Annotated in this window: 18 protein-coding genes; 8 read left to right on the top strand and 10 right to left on the bottom strand. The window is 56.8% G+C overall.

The window, feature by feature from the left end; genetic code table 11:
• Positions 1-165: 165 nt before the first annotated feature.
• Together fabB and fabA are read right to left on the bottom strand one after the other, a co-directional pair.
• Positions 166-1,383 carry a beta-ketoacyl-ACP synthase I gene (gene fabB / locus ACEQ15_RS16490; protein WP_370280335.1) on the bottom strand — a complete coding sequence of 406 codons (1,218 nt, stop codon included), beginning with the start codon at positions 1,381-1,383 and terminating at the stop codon, positions 166-168.
• Positions 1,384-1,532: 149 nt separating this feature from the next.
• A complete protein-coding gene (gene fabA / locus ACEQ15_RS16485; RefSeq protein WP_370280334.1) occupies positions 1,533-2,048 on the bottom strand; it encodes a bifunctional 3-hydroxydecanoyl-ACP dehydratase/trans-2-decenoyl-ACP isomerase in 516 nt (171 codons plus the stop codon).
• Positions 2,049-2,173: 125 nt separating this feature from the next.
• On the opposite strand from fabA, the gene ACEQ15_RS16480 reads away from it, so the two are divergent.
• Entirely contained in the window at positions 2,174-2,791 is a 618-nt protein-coding gene (locus tag ACEQ15_RS16480) for a thiopurine S-methyltransferase (protein WP_370280333.1), read from the top strand.
• A 63-nt stretch (positions 2,792-2,854) separates the two neighbouring features.
• Here the strand turns inward: ACEQ15_RS16480 and ispB are convergent, their stop codons facing one another.
• Positions 2,855-3,823, bottom strand: coding sequence for an octaprenyl diphosphate synthase (gene ispB / locus ACEQ15_RS16475; protein WP_370280332.1), 969 nt, complete (start codon positions 3,821-3,823; stop codon positions 2,855-2,857).
• A gap of 212 nt (positions 3,824-4,035) precedes the next feature.
• Here ispB and rplU point away from each other — a divergent pair, with 212 nt between their 5' ends.
• The 4 genes from rplU (at position 4,036) to proB (ending at position 7,097) form a co-directional block, all read left to right on the top strand.
• Positions 4,036-4,347: a 50S ribosomal protein L21 gene (gene rplU / locus ACEQ15_RS16470; protein WP_282353585.1), complete on the top strand. Its 312-nt coding sequence runs from the start codon at positions 4,036-4,038 to the stop codon at positions 4,345-4,347.
• A gap of 22 nt (positions 4,348-4,369) precedes the next feature.
• Positions 4,370-4,627: a 50S ribosomal protein L27 gene (gene rpmA / locus ACEQ15_RS16465; RefSeq protein WP_282353588.1), complete on the top strand. Its 258-nt coding sequence runs from the start codon at positions 4,370-4,372 to the stop codon at positions 4,625-4,627.
• Between the two features lie 112 nt (positions 4,628-4,739).
• The gene (cgtA, locus tag ACEQ15_RS16460; RefSeq protein WP_370280331.1) at positions 4,740-5,939 is read left to right on the top strand and encodes an Obg family GTPase CgtA; all 1,200 of its coding nucleotides are present in this window, start codon (positions 4,740-4,742) and stop codon (positions 5,937-5,939) included.
• Positions 5,940-5,954: 15 nt separating this feature from the next.
• Positions 5,955-7,097: a glutamate 5-kinase gene (gene proB, locus ACEQ15_RS16455; protein ID WP_370280330.1), complete on the top strand. Its 1,143-nt coding sequence runs from the start codon at positions 5,955-5,957 to the stop codon at positions 7,095-7,097.
• A 72-nt stretch (positions 7,098-7,169) separates the two neighbouring features.
• Here the strand turns inward: proB and ACEQ15_RS16450 are convergent, their stop codons facing one another.
• Together ACEQ15_RS16450 and cydD are read right to left on the bottom strand one after the other, a co-directional pair.
• Positions 7,170-8,783 carry an amino acid ABC transporter ATP-binding/permease protein gene (locus ACEQ15_RS16450; RefSeq protein WP_370280329.1) on the bottom strand — a complete coding sequence of 538 codons (1,614 nt, stop codon included), beginning with the start codon at positions 8,781-8,783 and terminating at the stop codon, positions 7,170-7,172.
• On the bottom strand, positions 8,777-10,516 hold the full coding sequence (gene cydD / locus ACEQ15_RS16445) for a thiol reductant ABC exporter subunit CydD (RefSeq protein ID WP_370280328.1): 1,740 nt from the start codon (positions 10,514-10,516) through the stop codon (positions 8,777-8,779). The genes ACEQ15_RS16450 and cydD overlap by 7 nt, the downstream gene beginning before the upstream one ends.
• 107 nt (positions 10,517-10,623) lie before the next feature.
• On the opposite strand from cydD, the gene ACEQ15_RS16440 reads away from it, so the two are divergent.
• Entirely contained in the window at positions 10,624-11,952 is a 1,329-nt protein-coding gene (locus tag ACEQ15_RS16440; RefSeq protein ID WP_370280327.1) for a sigma-54 interaction domain-containing protein, read from the top strand.
• A 32-nt stretch (positions 11,953-11,984) separates the two neighbouring features.
• On the opposite strand, the gene cydX is transcribed toward ACEQ15_RS16440, so the two are convergent.
• From cydX to rpsT, 5 genes are all read right to left on the bottom strand, one after another.
• Positions 11,985-12,131 (bottom strand): cytochrome bd-I oxidase subunit CydX, encoded by a 147-nt coding sequence (gene cydX, locus ACEQ15_RS16435; protein ID WP_370280326.1) that lies wholly within the window; start codon positions 12,129-12,131, stop codon positions 11,985-11,987.
• Between the two features lie 15 nt (positions 12,132-12,146).
• Positions 12,147-13,283 (bottom strand): cytochrome d ubiquinol oxidase subunit II, encoded by a 1,137-nt coding sequence (gene cydB, locus ACEQ15_RS16430; protein ID WP_370280325.1) that lies wholly within the window; start codon positions 13,281-13,283, stop codon positions 12,147-12,149.
• Positions 13,276-14,871, bottom strand: a complete 1,596-nt coding sequence (locus ACEQ15_RS16425) for a cytochrome ubiquinol oxidase subunit I (RefSeq protein ID WP_370280324.1) — start codon at positions 14,869-14,871, stop codon at positions 13,276-13,278. The genes cydB and ACEQ15_RS16425 overlap by 8 nt, the downstream gene beginning before the upstream one ends.
• A gap of 226 nt (positions 14,872-15,097) precedes the next feature.
• Positions 15,098-16,411, bottom strand: a complete 1,314-nt coding sequence (locus ACEQ15_RS16420; protein WP_370280323.1) for an NAD(P)/FAD-dependent oxidoreductase — start codon at positions 16,409-16,411, stop codon at positions 15,098-15,100.
• Positions 16,412-16,705: 294 nt separating this feature from the next.
• Positions 16,706-16,969, bottom strand: a complete 264-nt coding sequence (gene rpsT / locus ACEQ15_RS16415; protein WP_282353594.1) for a 30S ribosomal protein S20 — start codon at positions 16,967-16,969, stop codon at positions 16,706-16,708.
• A gap of 177 nt (positions 16,970-17,146) precedes the next feature.
• Here rpsT and murJ point away from each other — a divergent pair, with 177 nt between their 5' ends.
• Together murJ and ribF are read left to right on the top strand one after the other, a co-directional pair.
• On the top strand, positions 17,147-18,736 hold the full coding sequence (gene murJ, locus ACEQ15_RS16410) for a murein biosynthesis integral membrane protein MurJ (RefSeq protein WP_370280322.1): 1,590 nt from the start codon (positions 17,147-17,149) through the stop codon (positions 18,734-18,736).
• Between the two features lie 102 nt (positions 18,737-18,838).
• Entirely contained in the window at positions 18,839-19,771 is a 933-nt protein-coding gene (gene ribF, locus ACEQ15_RS16405) for a bifunctional riboflavin kinase/FAD synthetase (RefSeq protein WP_370280321.1), read from the top strand.
• Positions 19,772-19,777 lie beyond the last annotated feature (6 nt).

The raw sequence follows: 19,777 nt of genomic DNA, 5'->3' as shown, positions 1-19,777 counted from the left end.
ATTCCGACTTATTTTATCTAACTATAGGTGTAGATGTTAATCTAATCAAGACAAAAAAATAGACCATCTAATGATGATCTAAAATAACTATCTGCTCTCTAGGTTGAATGTAAAAAAACCGCCCGAAGGCGGTTTTTTTATCGCGACCTGAAATCAGGTCATCGATTAGCCGTTGAACTTCTCGAACACCAGTGTGGAGTTGGTGCCGCCGAAGCCGAAGCTGTTGGACATTACGCGCTCCAGGTTCACGCCGTCGCGACGCTCGGTTACAACCGGCAGGCCTTCCGCTTCCGGATCCAGCTCTTCTACGTTTGCAGATGCGCAGATGAAGTCGTTCTGCTGCATCAGCAGGCAGTATACGGCTTCCTGTACGCCTGCAGCACCCAGAGAGTGACCGGACAGGGACTTGGTGGAGCTTACTGGCGGCATCTCGTCGCCGAAGGTCTCTTTCATCGCCTTCAGTTCCTGCATGTCGCCAGCAGGTGTAGAGGTGCCGTGAGCGTTGATGTAGTCGATAGGACCGTCAACGGTTGCCATCGCCTGCTTCATGCAGCGAACAGCGCCTTCGCCGGAAGGGGCAACCATGTCGTAGCCATCGGAAGTTGCGCCATAGCCAACCAGCTCAGCGTAGATCTTCGCGCCACGTGCTTTCGCGTGTTCCAGCTCTTCGATTACCAGTACGCCAGCGCCGCCTGCGATAACGAAACCGTCACGGTTTGCGTCGTATGCGCGGGATGCTTGCTCTGGAGTTTCGTTGTACTTGCTGGACAGTGCGCCCATCGCGTCAAACATAGCGGTCTGAGCCCAGTGCAGTTCTTCACCGCCACCGGCAAACACTACGTCCTGTTTGCCCAGCTGGATCTGCTCCATCGCGTTACCGATACAGTGTGCGCTGGTCGCACATGCGGAGGTGATGGAGTAGTTAACACCCTTGATCTTGAAAGGGGTTGCCAGACATGCGGAAACGGTAGAACCCATGGTACGGGTTACACGGTAAGGGCCTACGCGCTTAACGCCTTTCTCGCGAGTGATGTCAGCGCTTTCAACGATGTTGGCTGCAGATGCGCCGCCGGAACCTACGATCAGGCCGGTGCGTTCGTTGGATACCTGGTCTTCTTCCAGGCCAGAATCTGCAATCGCCTCGTTCATGGCGATGTAAGTGTATGCCGCGGCATCACCCATGAAGCGCAGCAGTTTGCGATCGATCTTCTCGGAGAAGTCGATGTCGATGCTGCCCGCTACATGGCTGCGGAAACCGCGTTCTTTGTAATCTTCCTGGAATTTGATGCCGGAGCGCCCCTGCTGCAGTGACTCCAGGACAGACTCCTTATCTGTGCCCAGGCAGGACACGATCCCCATACCGGTAACTACGACCCGTCGCATGTGATGCCTCTCTTATTCCACTCGGTTGTATTTATACAGCAAATGACCCACTATTCTCCGATAATCCATGCCGCTTGGCTACTCGTTGAGGATGAGGATTTTCGAAGTAGAGGGTTTCAGCGGCCTTGTAAGTATGACCGCTGAAATGATCAGAAGTCGTCAGTCGAAGTGAACAGACCAACACGCAGATCTTTTGCGGTGTAGATTTCTCGGCCGTCTACAGACATGGAAGCGTCTGCGATGCCCATTACCAGCTTGCGCTCGATAACACGCTTCAGCTGAATGTGGTAGGTAACTTTCTTGGCAGTAGGCAGGACCTGGCCGAAGAATTTAACTTCACCGGCACCCAGAGCGCGACCGCGGCCTTTGTTTCCGCGCCAGCCCAGGTAGAAGCCTACCAGCTGCCACATAGCGTCCAGGCCCAGACAGCCTGGCATTACAGGATCTTCCTCAAAGTGACATGCGAAGAACCACAGGTCAGGGTTGATATCCAGCTCGGCAATGATTTCGCCTTTGCCGAATTCACCACCGTCTTCGGTGATCGTCAGGATACGATCCATCATCAGCATGTTGCCGATCGGCAGGCGGGCGTTACCCGGGCCAAACATTTCGCCGTGGCCGCAAGACAGCAGCTCATCGCGATTAAAAGAGGAAGGTCTTGTCATTGGAAACTGTTTACCCAAATTTTTCTTAAAATATCGCGTGATTATACCGATTTGGGTCCTGCGTGGCACGGCCTGTGTCAGTTAAAATCCGTAAAAAGTTTAAAACTTAGGGCTTAGGGGTCGTTATGGAGCACGCTTTTTGGCATGCGCGTTGGGAAGAGGGGCGCATTGGCTTTCATCAGCAGGAGATCAACGCGCAGCTGCAAAGGCACTGGTCGGCACTGAATCTGGCTGCCGACACGAAGGTGCTGGTGCCGTTGTGCGGTAAGAGTCGCGATATGCTGTGGTTACGGGAGCAGGAGCACTCCGTTGTGGGTGTAGAGCTGAACCAGGGCGCCTGTGAAGCATTTTTTGCTGAAAATGGTGCTGAGGCTGCGGTTGCTGGAAGTGCGTCGTATCAGGCATACCGTTGCGACGGAATCGAGCTGCTGTGTGGGGATATGTTTGCACTGGATGCGACACGCTTCGATGGGGTCGGTGCCGTGTATGATCGAGCCGCCTTGGTGGCCTTGCCACCGGAGATGCGCAGGGCGTATGCACAGATGCTGTGTGAACAATTACCGGCCGGGGTGCCGATGCTGCTGATCACCATGGAGTTTGAAGGGGAGCAGGGGCCACCGTTTGCCATTGCGGAATCAGAGGTGCGTGATCTGTACGGCGAACGCTTTGAGATCAGTCGTCTGAGCGAAACCGAAGACGGGCCTAAGGGTAAGGATGTGGCTTACCTGTTGGTCGATAAATAAGGATCAGTGTTGCAGAGGTGAGAGTGCACCGGACCAACGATCCGGTGCATGAGAGATTGCGGCTTAAGCGTTACGCTTAACAGCGATATCGGCCAGCTGCTTCAGGGTCTCTTTGAAGGAGCTGTCGGCCAGTACGTCCAGCGCGGCAATTGCTTTGTCCGCTTCATCCTGGGCGCGCTGTTGGGTGTAGGTGATCGCGCCAGTGTTGCGTACGATCTCCATGATTGGTTCCAGATCGTCCAGGCCGCCTTTGCGGATCGCCTGGCGGATCAGCTGGCGTTCCTCGTCGTTGCCTTCGCGCATGGCGTGGATCAGTGGCAGGGTTGGTTTACCCTCAGCCAGATCGTCGCCCACGTTTTTACCCATCTCTTCCGCGGTGGAGAGGTAATCCATCACGTCGTCGATCAGCTGGAAGGCGATACCCAGATGGCGGCCGTAGAGGCGTAGGGCTTCACGTTCTTCTGCGGTGCAGTCGGTTAGGATTGCACCGGATTCGGTAGCTGCTTCAAACAGCATCGCGGTCTTACCCAGGATGACCTGCATGTAGGCATCCTCGGTGGTGTCCGGGTTTTTGGCGTTGAGCAGTTGCAGAACTTCGCCTTCGGCAATGACGTTGGTGGCGTTGGAGATCACCTGCATGATATCCATGCTGCCGATCTCAACCATAACCTGGAAAGCACGGGAGTAGAGGAAGTCGCCAACTAGTACGCTAGGTGCGTTGCCCCATTTAGCGTTGGCGGTGTCTTTGCCGCGACGCAGCTCGGAATTGTCCACAACGTCGTCATGGAGCAGGGTCGCGGTGTGGATAAACTCGATAATCGCCGCCAGTGGGACGTGCTTGTCACCGTTATAACCACAGGCGTTTGCACTGAGTAGTACCAGCAGCGGGCGCAGACGTTTGCCGCCACTCTCGACGATGTAGTGGCCGATTTTTTCGACAAGAGGAACATTAGAGCCGAGGTGATTAATGATGTAATCGTTGACGGCTTCAAACTGCGGTTCGATCTGAGGATTTAGCTGATGTGGCTGCATGGCGGATATATATACATATATAGAGTATGGGCGCATGCTAGGGACAGTCAGGGTGACTGTCAAGGAAACCGGTCAAGAGTTGCTCAATTGCACAAACTCCTATATAATCGCGCGCCCTAGTTCATCCAAATTAAGCTCCCTACCATATGGGTTGGCCATTAGAAGTAGGTCGTTTTCCAGTAGCCGGATGGGCTAAATATACGGAGAAAATCATGTACGCAGTAATCGTAAGCGGCGGCAAGCAGTACCGAGTTCAGGAAGGTCAAACCCTGAAACTGGAAAAGCTGGCAGCTGAGCAGGGCGCGAACGTTGAGTTCGATCGCGTATTGCTGGTTGGCAACGGTGACGACATCAAAGTCGGTGCACCAGTTGTTGAAGGTGCTAAGGTAACAGCTGAGGTTGTTGAGCACGGTCGCGGTAAGAAAGTTCAGATTCTGAAATTCAAGCGTCGTAAGCACCACATGAAACGTCAGGGCCACCGTCAGTGGTACACTGAAGTTAAAATTACTGGCATCAACGCCTAATCAATCGAGCGGAGATTAGAGAATGGCTCATAAGAAGGCCGCGGGTTCTACTCGCAACGGTCGCGACTCCGAATCGAAACGCCTTGGTGTCAAGCGTTTCGGTGGTCAGGTTGTGACCGCAGGCAACATCCTGGTTCGTCAGCGCGGTACTAAATTCCACGCTGGTCCAAACGTAGGTTGCGGTAAAGATCACACTCTGTTTGCAACTGCAGACGGCGTAGTGAAGTTTGAAGTAAAAGGCCCTCAGAAGCGTAAGTACATCACTGTTGTACCTGCCTAATAAGGTCTTTTCCTTGCAAAAAGCTCCGCACAGGCGGAGCTTTTTTGTTTGTGCATTTTAAATCGCTCTGTTGTCTTAACCAGACAAGGGCAAAACCTTTCGGGGGAAGCAGATGAAGTTTGTCGATGAAGTGATGATTACGGTAGAAGCCGGCAAGGGAGGCAATGGCTGTATGAGCTTTCGGCGCGAGAAGTATATCCCGAAAGGCGGTCCGGATGGCGGCGATGGTGGTGACGGTGGCTCGATCTATTTCGAAGCCAGCGAATCCCTGAATACCCTGGTGGACTACCGTTTTACCCGTCGCTTTAAAGCGGAAAACGGCCAGAATGGTATGGGCCGCGATTGTACCGGTGCCAAAGGTGAAGATCTGGTGCTGGAAGTGCCGGTGGGTACCACCATTATCGATACCGACACTGACGAGGTGCTGATCGACCTGACTGAGATCGGCCAACGTGAGAAAATCGCCCAGGGTGGTTTCCATGGCCTGGGTAACACCCGCTTCAAGAGCAGTGTGAACCGTGCGCCACGTCAGACCACTAAGGGTTCGCTGGGTGAAACCCGCAACCTGAAGTTGGAACTGAAGGTGCTGGCGGATGTGGGTCTGCTGGGTCTGCCAAATGCCGGTAAATCCACTTTTATCCGTGCAGTATCTGCGGCAAAGCCAAAAGTGGCCAACTACCCGTTTACCACCCTGGTGCCAAACCTGGGTGTGGTACGTACTGAGAAGCACCGTAGCTTCGTGATCGCTGATATTCCAGGCATCATCGAAGGTGCGGCAGAAGGTGCTGGTCTGGGTATCCGCTTCCTGAAACACCTGGCACGTAACCGCCTGCTGTTACACATCGTGGATATGGCGCCGTGGGATGAAGTTACGCCGGCAGAAGCGGCGTCTGTTGCTGTCAGTGAACTGGAGAAATTCTCGGGTACGCTGTCTGAGCAGCCACGCTGGCTGGTACTGAACAAGCTGGACATGGTGCCGGAAGAGGAGCGCGAAGAGCGTTGCCAGTCAGTGATCGATGCGCTGAACTGGGAAGGTCCGGTGTACCGTATCTCCGCTATCAGCAGTGACGGTACTGGTGCGCTGGTAAAAGAGATTCAAACTTTCCTGGATGATCGTATTTATGCGATCGAGGAAGATCCAAGCATTCTGGAGCAGGAACACGCAATTCGCGAGCAGATCGATGTGGAAGCACGCGCCCGTATCGAAGAGCTGCGCCTGTCCCGTAGAAACAATGCAAAAGCAGCCGATGAGCTGGATGATGACTTCGACGATGATGATTACGATGTCGAAGTCGAATGGGTGCGTGAATAGGATTGAGGTAATTTCGTGACATCTGAACGCCAACAGTTAGTCAAAGGAAAGCGCTGGGTCGTAAAGATCGGGAGTGCCCTGCTGACCAATGATGGTCAGGGGCTGGATCATGCAGCTATCGCCCACTGGGTTGAGCAGCTGGCGGCTCTGCGTGCGCAGGGTATGGAAATCGTACTGGTATCTTCAGGTTCTATTGCTGAAGGTATGACGCGTCTTGGCTGGACTGAGCGACCCCATGAGGTGTTTAAACTGCAGGCCGCGGCGGCCGTGGGTCAGATGGGGCTGGTACAGGCTTACGAGACCAACTTCCAGCGTCATGATATGCACACAGCGCAGATCCTGCTGACCCACGAAGACCACTCGGACCGCAAGCGTTACCTGAACGCCCGTGCGACCCTGCGCAGCTTGCTGGAGCTGGGTGTTGTGCCGGTGGTGAACGAGAACGACACCGTAGTCACCAACGAGATCCGCTTTGGTGATAACGATACTCTGGGTGCGCTGGTTGCGAACCTGGTGGAAGCGGATGGTCTGGTGATCCTGACCGACCAGCGTGGCCTGTATAAGGAAGATCCACGTAAGAACCCGGACGCCGAATTCGTTTCCGAAGGGCGTGCGGGTGATCCGGCGCTGGATGCGATGGCTGGCGGTGGCGGTAAGCTGGGTCGTGGTGGTATGGCGACCAAGGTACGCGCAGCCAAGCTGGCGGCGCGTTCCGGTGCGGTGACCGTGATTGCGAGTGGGCGTGAAGACAATGTGCTGACCCGCCTGCGTACCGGTGAGAGCATCGGTACCCTGCTGGTACCTGATCAGCAACCGGAAGCGGCGCGTAAGCAGTGGATCGCCGGTCACCTGCAGGCAAAAGGCACCCTGGTGCTGGATGCGGGTGCGGTGAAAGCGCTGACCACCGGCGGTAAGAGTTTGCTACCGGCCGGTGTGAAGAGCGTGAAAGGTAACTTCTCCCGTGGTGAGATGGTGCTGATGGTCGATGAAAACGACTATATCGTGGCGCGCGGTCTGGTGAACTACGGTATCGAAGCGGCGCGTAAGATTATCGGTAAACCGAGCTCACAGATCGAGACCATTCTGGGTTTTGTCGGTGAAGCGGAACTGGTGCATCGCGACAATCTTGCGCTGAGCAGCCGCGCTAATCCGACCTGAGTGTCGGATAACAGATCACACTGAAAACGGAGCCTGATGGCTCCGTTTTGTTTTTTTTGGGGGGGCGAGCTGTCAGAGTTCAATCTCCATATCAGCGGGTGTGATCAGGCTGCGATCGTGGCTGCTGATCAATACCAGCTTGTCCTGCCAGTGGGGGCGTAGCCGCTTGAATATACGTGCAGCGCGTTGCTGGTCGATGCCTGCGGTCGGTTCATCCAATAGCAGGATAGGCCGGTCCTGCAGGATCAGCCGTGCCAGCCCCAGGCGTTTGATCTCACCGCCCGACGGCATCAGCTCCCCCTGTCCCAGCCAGCTGTCCAATCCCTCCGGTAGGCTCGCGCACCAGTTGTCCAGCTCCACCATCTGCAGGGCCTGCATCAATTGGGTGTCTGTATAGCTGTGGTTGAGGCAGAGGTTGTAGCGCAGGCTGCCGCGCAAGATGCCAATCCGTTGCGGCATCAGACCGATATCCTCGCTGAGTCCTTGTGGTCCCCTAATACGAATATTCCCTTCCTTTGGTTGCAGCCGACCAGCGATCAGCTGCAGCAGGGTGGTCTTGCCGCAGCCGCTGGCAGCCGTCAGCCAGTGCCAGTGCGCTGAATGCAGTGAAAGATCCAGGTGCTTGAACACAGGTGTTGTTGCTTGTGGATAACTGAATGTCAGATCACTGATCCCGATGAGGGCTTGATCGCTCTTCGAATGCTGGCGTTGGTCGTCGGGTTGTGACTGAGTGCATTGCTGTTCGATCCGTTTCAAAGCCCGGTAGCCCAGCCCAAACTGGCTCAGGGCACCGGCATTGGCGGCAATCACCTCCTGAGTGCCCAGGGTCAGTAGGAGCAGCATAAACAGCTCGGCGCCGGCGAGGGTGTCCAGCTGCAGGGCGACCAATCCCTGCCACAGGGTCAGCAGTGTAATCAGACCCAATAGCAGTTGATGGCAAGCGGTGAGCCGCTGCTGACCGCGACTGGTTTGCTGCTCGGTGTTATCTGCTGTGCTGGCGCTCTCTTGCAGTTGGGCGCCGGCTGTGGATAAGCGCTGAAACAATGTCAGGGTGCGTAGGTTGCTGAACAGGGAGCTGGTGTCGCTCCACTGCTGGTTGCGCTCCTGATGTAGCTGGTCTTGCATGGCGCTCACTGTGCGCCAGTGCAGGTAGGGGACCAGCAACAGTGATGCGGCAAAGGGCATGGCGATCCAGCGCAGCAGCTCGGGTAGAAATAGTCCGATACAAAGCAGGTATGCCAGGGCACTGATGAGGCTGACCAGAGCGGGTACCAGCGCGTTGAGGTATAACCCTTCGGCGTGTTCGATATCACCCAGCAACTGGCTGCTGGCTTTGTGGCTGTTGAGTTGCTGTTTCTGCCAGCTGTGGTTGGCGATCTGGCCAAACAGTTCGGCGCGCAGGCGTGCGATCACCCTGAGGGTGGCTTCGTGGGTGGTCAGGCGCTCGCCGTAACGGCCTGCGGTGCGGGTGATCGAGAGACCACGCACCACGGCGCCCGGGGCAAAGTAGTTAAAGCCATGGGCACCAGCGACGGTAAGTCCGGCCAGCGCGGTGGCACTGATAAACCAGCCGGAAACTGCGAGCAGGGCGATACCAGCCAACGCGGTGATGACCGCCAGCGCAATACCGCATAGCATCATGCTGCGCTGCTGCCGCAACAGCTGGAAATAACGACGTATCAGCATGTGGCGGTCTCCTGAAGGGGTGTTTTGGATTTGGCTGGAGGAGGCGCGAGTTCAATGATTTGGTCGAACAGCGCCCGGTCCTGCTGGCGATGGCTGACCATCAGGACCATGCCTCCCTGTTGGCAGTAGCGTTCCAGTCCCTGCATAAAGGCGTCCGCGGTCGCATCGTCGAGGCTGGCGGTGGCTTCATCCAGCAGGAGCAGGTCCGGTTGGTGCAGGAAGACGCGGGCCAGGGCGATGCGTTGTGCCTGGCCGCCGGACAGGTAACCGCCATTGTCGCTGATCGTGTAATCCAGTCCGCCCGGCAGGGCCTGCACAACCTCATCAACCTGCGCAGAGTGCAGGGCATCAAAAAGCTGTTCGTCGCTGAACGGGTGTCCCAGGCAGAGGTTGTCGCGGATGCTGGCGTAGAGCAGTTCCGGTTGTTGGGTCATATAGCCGATACGACGCTGCCACTCGGTGTTATGGAAGCTGCAAATGGGTTTGCCGTTGCAGATGATCTCGCCGTGTAGTGCGGGTAGCAGACCGACGACAGTGTCCAGCAGGGTGCTTTTGCCGATACCGGAGGGGCCGCAGAGCAGTGCGCGTTCGCCGGGGGTAAGCTGCAGGCTGACCGGTGTGCCGACCGCTGTATTGTGGTAGCCGCATTGCAGGTCGTTTAACTCCAGGCGGCTGATCGGTTCGCTGCCGTTCAGCGTATGGCGTGTGTTTGTATGGGGCTGTACCGGTGTGAGCTGGAACAGTTTAAGCAGGTGCTCGGCGACGCTCGTTGCATCCGCCTTGGTGTGATACAGCGCACCGAGGCGACGCAGGGGCAGGTAGAACTCCGGTGCCAACATCAGCAGGAAGATCCCGTGCGCCAGTGTGAGTGCCTGCCAGCTGCCCAGATCGTATTTACCGAGAAAGAACAGGCCCAGATACACCGCAACCAGCGCCACGCTGATAGCGCTGAAGAACTCCAGCAGGGTGCCTGAAAGAAACGCCAGGCGCAGGACTTTCATGGTGGCGCGGCGGTATTGGTCGGACTGTTGGAACAGCTGCTCCTGTTCGGTCTGGATGGTATCGGCCTGTTGCAGGGTTTCCAGTCCCTTCAGGCGGTCCGCAAGAAGTGAACCCAAACGGTTGAGTTGTTGCAGGTTCTGGCGGCTCGCATCGGCGGCTTTGTGGCCCACGATGATCATAAAAAGTGGAATAAGTGGGGCGGTGAGTGCAAGCATCAGCGGTACCAGCCAGTTAACGAAGCTGGTTGCGACGATGATAAGAATCGGGGAGAGCATCGCCAGACGTTGCTGTGGTTGAAACTCGGCGAAGTAGCCGCGCAGGCTGTCGATCTCCCGGCTGAGCAGCGTGCTGAGCTCGCTGGCGCTGAACTCCGGTTGAAGCTGGATACCCAGTTGGCGGCAGTGTTGCAGGATCTGTTCGCGCAGCGCGCGGCGGATCTTGATGCTGGCGCGATCGCCAATACGTCCGCGTACAAGCGGGAGAAGTGCTTGCAGGCTCAGAACCGCACCCAGGGCCAGCCAGAAAGGTGATTGCTGCCAGTTGTGGTGACCTAGATAAACCGTATCGTTGATCAGCCAGGCGATCAGTGCGGCAAATGCGATGGTGTTGAGGGTCTGCAGGGCACCCAGTAACGTCAGCCAGCGGTACTCCGGTGCGGCAAGTTGGTTGCAGAGGCGCAGCAGGGTTTTGCTGTCCGGAGCGGTGAAAAGTGTGGTTGTCGTTTGTTTCATGCCACGGATCCCCTGTGGCGTAAGGCTGATTTATTGGTCATCATTGGCAGTATTGTGACAAGTTTGACAAAACCCCTGGCGGGGGCGGGTGTTGGAGTGCAGAAGACATGACCGAAGCGGGTTGGTTGAACACCATGACCAATGTGCTGGATAGCTATCAGGATCCAGCCGTACTGATCGATGCGGATTACAACGTGGTGGCGACCAACAGCCGCTACGACTACCGCTTTGGTGGTTTGAGCAGTGCAGCATCCGAGAAGTGCTACTACCTGTCGCACGGGTATCAGCGCCCCTGTGATCTGGAGGGGGAGACCTGCCCGATGCAGGAGGCCCGTGATAGCGACAAGCGCGCCAGTGTGTTGCATATCCACAACACCCCGCAGGGCAAAGAGCATATGGTGATCGAAACCATTCCGATCACCGATGAAGAAGAGCGGCCCTACTTTATCGAGGTGATGAAACAGGTCCGCGAAGTCAGCGCCGAACCCATTGCCAACAAGATGATTGGGCGCAGTCCGCGCTTTAACGAGCTGGTGGAACTGATCCAGCGGGTCGGTGAAACTAGCACCAATGTGTTGCTGGTGGGCCCTTCCGGTGCCGGTAAAGAGTTGGCGGCCCAAGCGATCCACGCGGCCAGCCCTCGAGTGCGTAAACCCTTTGTCACCGTGGAATGCTCCGGTCTGAGCGACTCCCTGTTTGAGAGCGAACTGTTTGGTCACATTAAAGGTGCTTTCACCGGTGCGACCCATAACCGGACCGGTCTGGTGCAGTCCGCCGAAGGCGGCACGCTGTTTCTGGATGAAGTGGGCGACGTGCCATTGGCGCAGCAGGTGAAGCTGTTGCGCCTGATCGAAACCAAGACCTTTCGTCCGGTGGGTGAGAGCAAACCGATGGCAGCGGATTTCCGCCTCGTATGCGCCACCCACAAGAACCTGTTGGCGATGGTGGAAAAAGGTGAGTTTCGTGAGGATCTGTTCCACCGAATCAGCACCTTCCCGATCCAGCTGCCGGGGTTGGAGGAGCGCAAGGAGGATCTGCCGCTGCTGGTGGAAAGCATCCTGCTGCGGATCGACGACCAGGCGCCGTTGCGCCTGACCGATGAGGCGTTGCAGCTGCTGGCGACCTATCCCTTTAAGGGCAATATCCGCGAGCTGAAAAATATCCTCGAGCGGGCTGTGGTGCTGCGCGCCGATGACGAGATCGGTGCCGATGTGATCCAGCGCAGTCTCAACCTGCTGCCGCTGCAGCCACTGCCGAGCAGGGACGGGAAGAACCTGACAAGCCTGGCCCGGGAGAAAGCCTCCCTGGAACAGGTGGAGCAGGCGTACCTGCAGCAACTGTTGGCCACCTACAGCGACAAAACCCAGGTGGCAGAGATTGCCGGCTGCAGTTTGCGTACCTTGTACCGCAAGCTGGAGCAGGGTGAGGACGCCTGATTCACAGGCGTCCGGTTGAACGTGGGGCAGGTTCAAACCTGCTTCCGGTTACCGGCTTTGGGGCCGGAGTCGTAGTCATGGCTGTGCTTGTCTTCAAGCTGGTTCTCCAGCCACATGGCGTTGATGATGCCGAAGCTGCAGGCCAGCAGCACACCCAGAATCCAGGCAAAGTACCACATCGATTTCTCTCCTGATCAGTAATTGGAAACGCTGTTCTGTTCGATAAACTCCGGTTCGATCCGGCGCCACATCTTGTAGTAGCTCCAGGTGGTGTAGCCGAGAATGATCGGGACGAAGAACACTGCAACCCAGAGCATGATTTCCAGGGTCAGCTGGCTGGAGGTGGCATCCCACAGCGTGAGGCTGCTTGCCAGATCGCTGGATGACGGCATTACAAATGGGAATAGCGTGGTGCCTGCCAGCAGGATGATCGCGCTGATGCTCAGTGAGCTGAACAGGAAGGCGAATCCACCTTTGTTGGCTGCTGCCAAGCGGCTGGCCAGGAAGGGCAGCAGTACAGCACTGACCGGCAGTAACCAGAGCAGTGGGTAGCGGGCAAAGTTGCCAAACCAGCTGTCGCTGCGAACCACGGATTTGCTCAGCGGGTTGGAGGCCGCATCACCGCTCACCGCGCTGCTGATCTCGTAGCCTTCGATACCCAGTATCAGCCAGATACCCGCGATCACCAGTAGGCCGCTCACAGCAGGACCGAGCAGGGTGGCATAGGTCTGTGCGCGCGCCGTTACGGCGCCGCCCGCACGCATCTGCAACCAGATCGCGCCCTGCAGGGCCAGCATTGCCACAGAGGTCAGGCCGCAGATCAGGGCAAACGGATTGAGCAGCGCCCAGAACGAACCGGTGTAGGTTGGGCGGGTGAGCTCGTCGAACTGGAAGGGTACGCCGAGGAACAGGTTGCCGAAGGCGACACCAAACACCAGCGCGGGTACGAAGGAACCAAAGCAGAGGCCCAGGTCCCAGTTGTTGCGCCAGCGGGTGCTGGGCATTTTGCTGCGGTACTCAAAACCCACCGGACGGAAGAACAGGGCAAACAGTACCAGTAGCATCGCCCAGTAAAAGCCGGAGAAGGCGGTGGCGTACACCAGCGGCCATGCCGCAAAGATGGCGCCACCGGCGGTAATAAACCAGACTTGGTTCCCGTCCCAGTGCGGACCGAGGGTGTTGATCACTACGCGGCGTTCGGTGTCGGTTTTGCCGACCAGGGGCAGCAGGATCGCAGCCCCCATATCAAAACCATCGGTGATGGCGAAACCGATCAGCAGCACGCCAACCAGCAGCCACCAGATCAGGCGAAGTGTTTCGTAATCAAACATGCTGCAGTTCTCCCTGTGGCAGTGGGGTGTTTTTATCCTGCGGGGTTTCGTTGTCGTAGCGGCCGGTTTCCAGGGCTGCCGGGCCTTTGCGGACGTACTTGATCATCAGGAACATCTCGATCACCAGGAAGACACTGTAGAGGCCGATAAAGCCAAAGATGCTCAGCCACAGGTCGGTTTCGGTGAGGCTGGAGGTCGCCACGTAGGTGGGCAGGATCTCACCGATTGCCCAGGGTTGGCGGCCGAACTCGGCAACAAACCAGCCCAGCTCACAGGCCAGCCACGGCAGTGGCAGGCAGAACAACGCCAGCTTCAGCAGCCAGCGGGTTTCGTGTTCGCGGCGGCGTGCGGTGTAATAGAATGCGGCGCCAAAGGTGAACAGCATGATGACACCGGAGGCAACCATAAAGCGGAAGGTCCAGAACATCGGCGCCACTTGCGGAATGGTGTCGTGTGCGGCGGCGCTGATCTGCTCGTCGGTCGCGTCCACTACATCATTGGTGTAGCGCTTGAGCAACAGGCCGTAACCCAGGTCGTCGCTGACTTCGCTGAAGGCTGCGCGGTTGGCTGGGGTGTCTTCGCCGTTACGCAGTTTCTGCAGCAGGTCGTACGCCACCATGCCTTTGCGGATGCGTTCCACCGCCTGCGGAATCAGATCCTTGATGCCGATAACCTCTTCGTTTACGGAGCGGGTGGCGATCAGGCCCAGCAGGTAAGGTATACGCACTGCGTAGTCGGTGGTTTGTTCCTCTTGGTTGGGCAGGCCAACCAGGGTGAACGGTGCGGGCGCCGGATGGGTTTCCCATTCCGCTTCGATTGCGGCCAGTTTCACTTTCTGCACGTCACCGACCTCATAGCCACTTTCGTCGCCGAGGATGATCACGGACATCACGGATGCCAAGCCAAAGGCGGAGGCGATCGCAAAGGAGCGGCGGGCGAAACCGATGTTGCGGCCGCGTAGCATGTAGTAGGCGCTGATGGACAGAACAAACATCGCACCGGTGACGTAACCGGCGGACACGGTGTGGACAAATTTCACCTGCGCTACCGGATTAAAGATCACCTCGGCGAAGCTGTCCATCTCCATACGCATGGTTTCAAAGTTGAAGTAGGCGCCAACCGGGTTCTGCATCCAGCCGTTGGCGATCAGGATCCATAGCGCGGAGAAGTTGGAGCCGATCGCAACCAGCCAGGTCACACTCAGGTGTTGGACTTTGCTCAGACGGTCCCAGCCGAAGAAGAAGAGGCCGATAAAGGTGGATTCCAGGAAAAACGCCATCAGGCCTTCGATGGCCAGCGGTGCGCCAAAAATGTCACCGACGTAATGGGAGTAGTAGGCCCAGTTGGTGCCGAACTGGAACTCCATGGTGAGGCCGGTGGTTACGCCCAGCGCGAAGTTGATGCCAAAGAGCTTGCCCCAGAAGCGGGTCATGTCTTTGTACACCTGTTTGTTGGTCATCACGTATACCGATTCCATGATGGCCAACATAAAGGAGAGCCCCAGGGTGAGCGGGACAAACAGGAAGTGGTAGAGCGCCGTCAGGGCAAACTGCCAGCGCGACAACTCTACAACGGTTTCAGAGACCATAGTGCTGATCCTTGTAGTCGTTCATTGAATGAGTAAGCGACTATTTGCACAGGGTGTGCCAACCTACCTGTCGTTGCTGCAGGTCAAGGAATATGCGGGCTGGCGGTGAGGTTCGGGTTAAAGGCTGGTGTTTAGGAGGTGGGGTTGTGTCATTTTTAACACAAGAAATGACAATCGGCTGCATGGCCACGGGTCGCAGCCGATTGTTATGCGGTTGGAGCTGGGGTTATACCGGGGTGAAACCTTCCAGCATCACGTCATAAACCGGGCGGATCAGGGACTTTTCCATCACCCAGGCGACCTTGCTTTTCTCCAGTGGGTCTACCACCTGCAGCGGCAACGCGGTCATCGGCTTCATGCCGTAGTCGAACTCCCACAGCATGGCGTGGCTGGTATCCAGGATCATCGGGCAGGAGGTGTAGCCGTTCCACTTGGCCTGTGGTGTTTTACCGGCAATCAGCGCGGTGATGTTTTCAGCAACCACCGGTAGCTGGGATTTGACGGAGGCGGCGGTTTTGCCAATCGGTGTGCCAACGGTGTCGCCGAGGCCAAACACGTTCGGGTAGCGGGTGTGTTGCATGGTGTGTTTATCCACTTCGACGTAGCCCTTGTACGTACCCTGGTCGGCCAGTTCGGAGTTGTGTACAACCGGTACGGCGGACATTGGCGGCACCACGTGGATAAAGTCGTAGTCCTCCTTGTGAGTGCTGCCATCGGCTTTGGCAAAGAATACTTCCCGCTTGTCGGTATCGATCGCCTTGATGGTATGGCTGTAGTGTGGGGTGATCTCCCGCTCCTGCCAGATGCCGTCCAGGCGGTTATTAAAGGCCTTTACGGAGAACAGGAAAGTCTCGGCGGTGAAGTAGTCGAACTGGAAGTTGTCGCGTTGGCCGCTCTGTTGGGTGAAGTATTCAACCAGATTGGTGGCTTTCATCGGTGCGCCGGCACATTTCATGGCGCCATGAGGACGGGTGAAAACCGCTTTTCCACCACCGGATTGGGCAAACGCCAGTGCCTGCTTGTGGCTGGCTATACCGGCTTGTGGGCTGTAGTAGATGCTGGTGACACCGTTGTCGCCGATCGCGCCGGTGTCCATACCTTCGATCAGGTCGTAGCGCAGCTCCAGGCCGGTGGCAACGATCAGGTAATCGTACTCCAGTGTTTCACTGGATTTGGTCAGGGCGCGGTTGTTGTCGGGCTGGAACTCGGCAATCTCATCCTGAATCCAGCGGGTGTCGCCGCTCAGGTAGCTGCTATTGTCGGAGACGACGTCGTCCAGGGTTTTATAGGCGCCAGCCAGCAGCAGGGTCTGCCCTGGTTGGTACCAGTGGTAGGGGCGGGCATCGACCACTGTGATGCGGGCGCCGTTCAGATGGTGCTGCAGTCTGTTGGCGATGCTGATACCGGCTGCGCCGCCACCGGCGATGAGGATGCGTGCATTGGTGTCCTGTTTGCTCATCTCCCACTGAGCAAACCCGGCCAGAGACGCGGCGCCCAGGGCGGCTCCGCCCATCAGAAAGGTGCGTCGGTTTAGGGTCATAAGGTTTCCTCCTGTGTGGTTTATGGATAAAAGGAGGATTAATGCAGGATTTATGCCTTAATCGAATATTGATATATCACCAGGTTTTGCGGGGCCTGCGGCAAGTTGTAGTGTTTTAATAAACGCAGGTGTAGGTCAGATCTGACAGTTGGCTGTCAGAATTGGCGAAGGAGCTGCAAAAGAACTGGATGGATTGATGTGCCGGGTGGTGAAGGTCGGCAGAGAGGTGTGCAGGCAAAAAACAGGCACAAAAAAACCGGCAAAGGCCGGTTTTTTTAAGAAAGCATTGGGCAATTAAGCCAGTGCTTTGATGCGCGCGTTCAGGCGGCTCTTAGTGCGGGCGATCTTAGCTTTGCTGAAGATGCCTTTGTTCACAGAGCTGTCCATGATTGGGCGAGCAGTTTTCAGTGCTTCGTTAGCAGCTGCCTGGTCGCCTGCATCGATAGCAGCAACAACTTTCTTGATGTAGGTACGCACCATGGAGCGCAGGCTAGCGTTGTGCTGGCGACGCTTTTCCGCCTGGCGAGCGCGTTTACGAGATCCTGCGGAATTTGCCACAGTCCGACTCCTTAAACGTTATCTGGTTAAAAATACAACTCGGCACCCGAGATGCAGGCGCCAAAAATTGAGAGGCGAGATTATTCACATTTGTAAGGACAGTGTCAATAAAAGGATGAGCATTTTTCAGGGGGTGGGGGTATTATTGCCGCAGTTAAGCCCGCTGAGGAAAGATACTTGGACGAACAGAAGGAAAAGCCGGCGTCTGCGGATACAAAAAAGGTGAAGTCATCCAGTTTGCTGCGCTCCAGTGGTGTGGTGGGTATCATGACGATGCTGTCCCGAATTCTGGGGTTGGTGCGCGATGTGGTGGTGGCCAATTATTTTGGCGCATCCGGCAGTGCTGATGCTTTTTTTGTGGCCTTCAAAATTCCTAACTTTCTACGTCGTCTGTTTGCCGAAGGGGCGTTTTCACAGGCCTTTGTGCCGGTATTGTCCGAATATCGTAGCCAGCGGGATTATGCCGCGGTGAAAGGGCTGGTTGACCGGGTGGCGGGTACACTGGGTGCGACCCTGATCACCGTAACGGTCATTGCTATGTTGGGGGCGCCACTGCTGACCGCACTGTTTGCGCCTGGATTTTATATGGCCGGGGGTGAAAAGTTTGATCTGGCCGCCGAGATGCTGCGCATCACTTTCCCATACCTGTTGTTGATCTCGCTGACCGCTTTTGCCGGGGCGATCCTCAACAGTTACGAGCGTTTTGCAGTGCCCGCGTTTACTCCAGTGCTGCTCAACGTTACCCTGATCAGTTCGGCGATCTTCCTTTCGCCACTGTTTGATCCACCGATCCTGGCGCTGGCCTGGGGGGTGATGATTGCCGGTGTGGTGCAGCTGGTATTCCAGTTGCCGTTCCTGATGCGCTTGCGTCTGTTGCCCTGTCCGGTTGTTGATCGTACCGATGAGGGGGTGCGCCGGATTCTGAAGCTGATGCTGCCGGCGCTGTTTGGTGTATCGGTTACCCAGATCAACCTGCTGCTGGATACGGTGCTGGCATCGTTCCTGCAGACCGGCAGTGTGTCCTGGCTCTACTACTCCGACCGTCTGGCTGAGCTGCCGCTGGGCGTGTTTGGTATCGCCATAGCTACGGTGATTCTGCCGAGCTTGTCCCGTAAGCATGCAGAAAAATCGGCGGAGCACTTCTCTCATACGCTCGACTGGGCGATCCGCATGGTATTGCTGATCGGTCTGCCGGCCGCGGTGGCGCTGTTTATTCTGGCCGGGCCGATGATCGTGACCCTGTTCCACTACGGCGCGCTGACCGACCGTGACGTGACGATGGCGTCGATGAGCTTACAGGCCTATGCCTGTGGTGTGCTGGCGTTCATGCTGATCAAAGTGCTGGCGACCGGTTACTTCTCACGCCAGGACACCAAAACACCGGTGAAAATCGGTATCCAGGCGGCGGTGGCCAATATGGTGTTCAACCTGATGTTGATCTACCCGCTGCAGCACGTGGGTCTGGCGGCTGCGACCTCGCTGTCAGCGTTCCTTAACGCGGGCCTGTTGCTGCGTGGGTTGTTGCAGGCAGGTGTGTTCCAGTGGCAACCGGGCTGGAATATCATGCTGTTCCGTTTGCTGATGGCCAATGCGGCGATGGCTGCGTTGCTGATCTGGCTGGCGGGCGATCTGCAGCAGTGGCTGCAATGGGGTGTTCTGGACCGTGCCTGGCACATGGCGATTCTGGTGTTTGGTGGTGCTGGCGTGTACCTGTTGACACTGGTCTTGATGGGGATGCGTCCCGCGCATCTGAAAAATGTCGGTTGATCTCTCTGTAGCGCTTGTAATTCCTTGGTCTGATAGGTACTCGCAGGCGCACAATTAGGCTATAATTTGCCGTTTGTTTTTTGGGGCTTGGCTGTTGTAGTGATGGAACTCATTCGAGGATTACACAATCTGCGTGATAAACACCGGGGCTGCGTGGCCACCATCGGTAATTTCGATGGTGTTCATCTGGGGCATCGCCGGGTGTTGGAGCAGGTTAAAGCCAAGGCTGCGGAACTGGGCCTGCCCTCGGTCGCGATCACCTTCGAGCCTCAGCCGCGTGAATTTTTCGCCGGTGATAAAGCACCACCACGCCTGACCCGCTTTGATGAGAAAGTACGTCTGCTGAAGGCGGAAAACATCGATCGGGTACTGTGCCTGACCTTCAATAAACGCCTGCAGTCGATGTCGGCGGAAGAGTTTATTGATGAGCTGCTGCTGAAAGGGCTGGCGGTACAGCACTTTGTGGTAGGTGACGATTTCCGTTTCGGCTGCGACCGGGCCGGTGATTACAACATGCTGTGTGAGAGCGGTGCCCGTCACGGATTCTCGGTGGTGAATACCGCCACCTTCCTGATGGACGGTGACCGGGTATCCAGTACCCGTATCCGCGCAGCGCTGGAGCAGAACGATTTTACCCTGGCTGAGCGCCTGCTGGGCCGTCGCTATACGGTGACGGGGCGGGTGCTGCATGGTCAGAAACTGGGGCGGCAGCTTGGTGTGCCAACGGCCAATATCCGTATGCACCGTTTCCCGTGCCCGATGCGTGGCGTCTACGCCGTGCGCGTGGCGATGCCCGATGGCAGTTATGAACATGCGGTTTGCAACGTGGGTATGCGACCGACCGTCAACGGCGTACAGCCGGTGCTGGAAGCCCATTTGCTGGACTTCAAAGGGCACCTGTACGGCCAGTTGCTGAGCGTAGAGTTTTTAGAATTTATCCGTCCCGAACAGAAGTTCGATGGACTGGAACAGCTTAAAGAGCAGATCTTTGCAGATATCGATCAGGTGCGCGCTTACTTCGCGCAGAGCACCTGAACATCA

This window comes from Pontibacterium sp. (assembly GCF_964228735.1).
Classification (GTDB): Bacteria; Pseudomonadota; Gammaproteobacteria; order Pseudomonadales; family Balneatricaceae; genus Pontibacterium.
Note: the sequence above shows the minus strand (reverse complement) of the source record. Positions and strands in the feature narration are given on the sequence as shown.

Bases quoted from the DNA above. Each gene is read 5' to 3' on its own strand.
- ACEQ15_RS16425 (WP_370280324.1), bottom strand. From the start codon at position 14,871: ATGGTCTCTGAAACCGTTGTAGAGTTGTCGCGCTGGCAGTTTGCCCTG.
- rpmA (WP_282353588.1), top strand. From the start codon at position 4,370: ATGGCTCATAAGAAGGCCGCGGGTTCTACTCGCAACGGTCGCGACTCC.
- fabB (WP_370280335.1), bottom strand. From the start codon at position 1,383: ATGCGACGGGTCGTAGTTACCGGTATGGGGATCGTGTCCTGCCTGGGC.
- ribF (WP_370280321.1), top strand. From the start codon at position 18,839: ATGGAACTCATTCGAGGATTACACAATCTGCGTGATAAACACCGGGGC.
- ACEQ15_RS16450 (WP_370280329.1), bottom strand. From the start codon at position 8,783: ATGCTGATACGTCGTTATTTCCAGCTGTTGCGGCAGCAGCGCAGCATG.
- ispB (WP_370280332.1), bottom strand. From the start codon at position 3,823: ATGCAGCCACATCAGCTAAATCCTCAGATCGAACCGCAGTTTGAAGCC.
- ACEQ15_RS16420 (WP_370280323.1), bottom strand. From the start codon at position 16,411: ATGACCCTAAACCGACGCACCTTTCTGATGGGCGGAGCCGCCCTGGGC.
- cydB (WP_370280325.1), bottom strand. From the start codon at position 13,283: ATGTTTGATTACGAAACACTTCGCCTGATCTGGTGGCTGCTGGTTGGC.
- ACEQ15_RS16440 (WP_370280327.1), top strand. From the start codon at position 10,624: ATGACCGAAGCGGGTTGGTTGAACACCATGACCAATGTGCTGGATAGC.
- cydX (WP_370280326.1), bottom strand. From the start codon at position 12,131: ATGTGGTACTTTGCCTGGATTCTGGGTGTGCTGCTGGCCTGCAGCTTC.
- cgtA (WP_370280331.1), top strand. From the start codon at position 4,740: ATGAAGTTTGTCGATGAAGTGATGATTACGGTAGAAGCCGGCAAGGGA.
- cydD (WP_370280328.1), bottom strand. From the start codon at position 10,516: ATGAAACAAACGACAACCACACTTTTCACCGCTCCGGACAGCAAAACC.
- fabA (WP_370280334.1), bottom strand. From the start codon at position 2,048: ATGACAAGACCTTCCTCTTTTAATCGCGATGAGCTGCTGTCTTGCGGC.
- rplU (WP_282353585.1), top strand. From the start codon at position 4,036: ATGTACGCAGTAATCGTAAGCGGCGGCAAGCAGTACCGAGTTCAGGAA.
- ACEQ15_RS16480 (WP_370280333.1), top strand. From the start codon at position 2,174: ATGGAGCACGCTTTTTGGCATGCGCGTTGGGAAGAGGGGCGCATTGGC.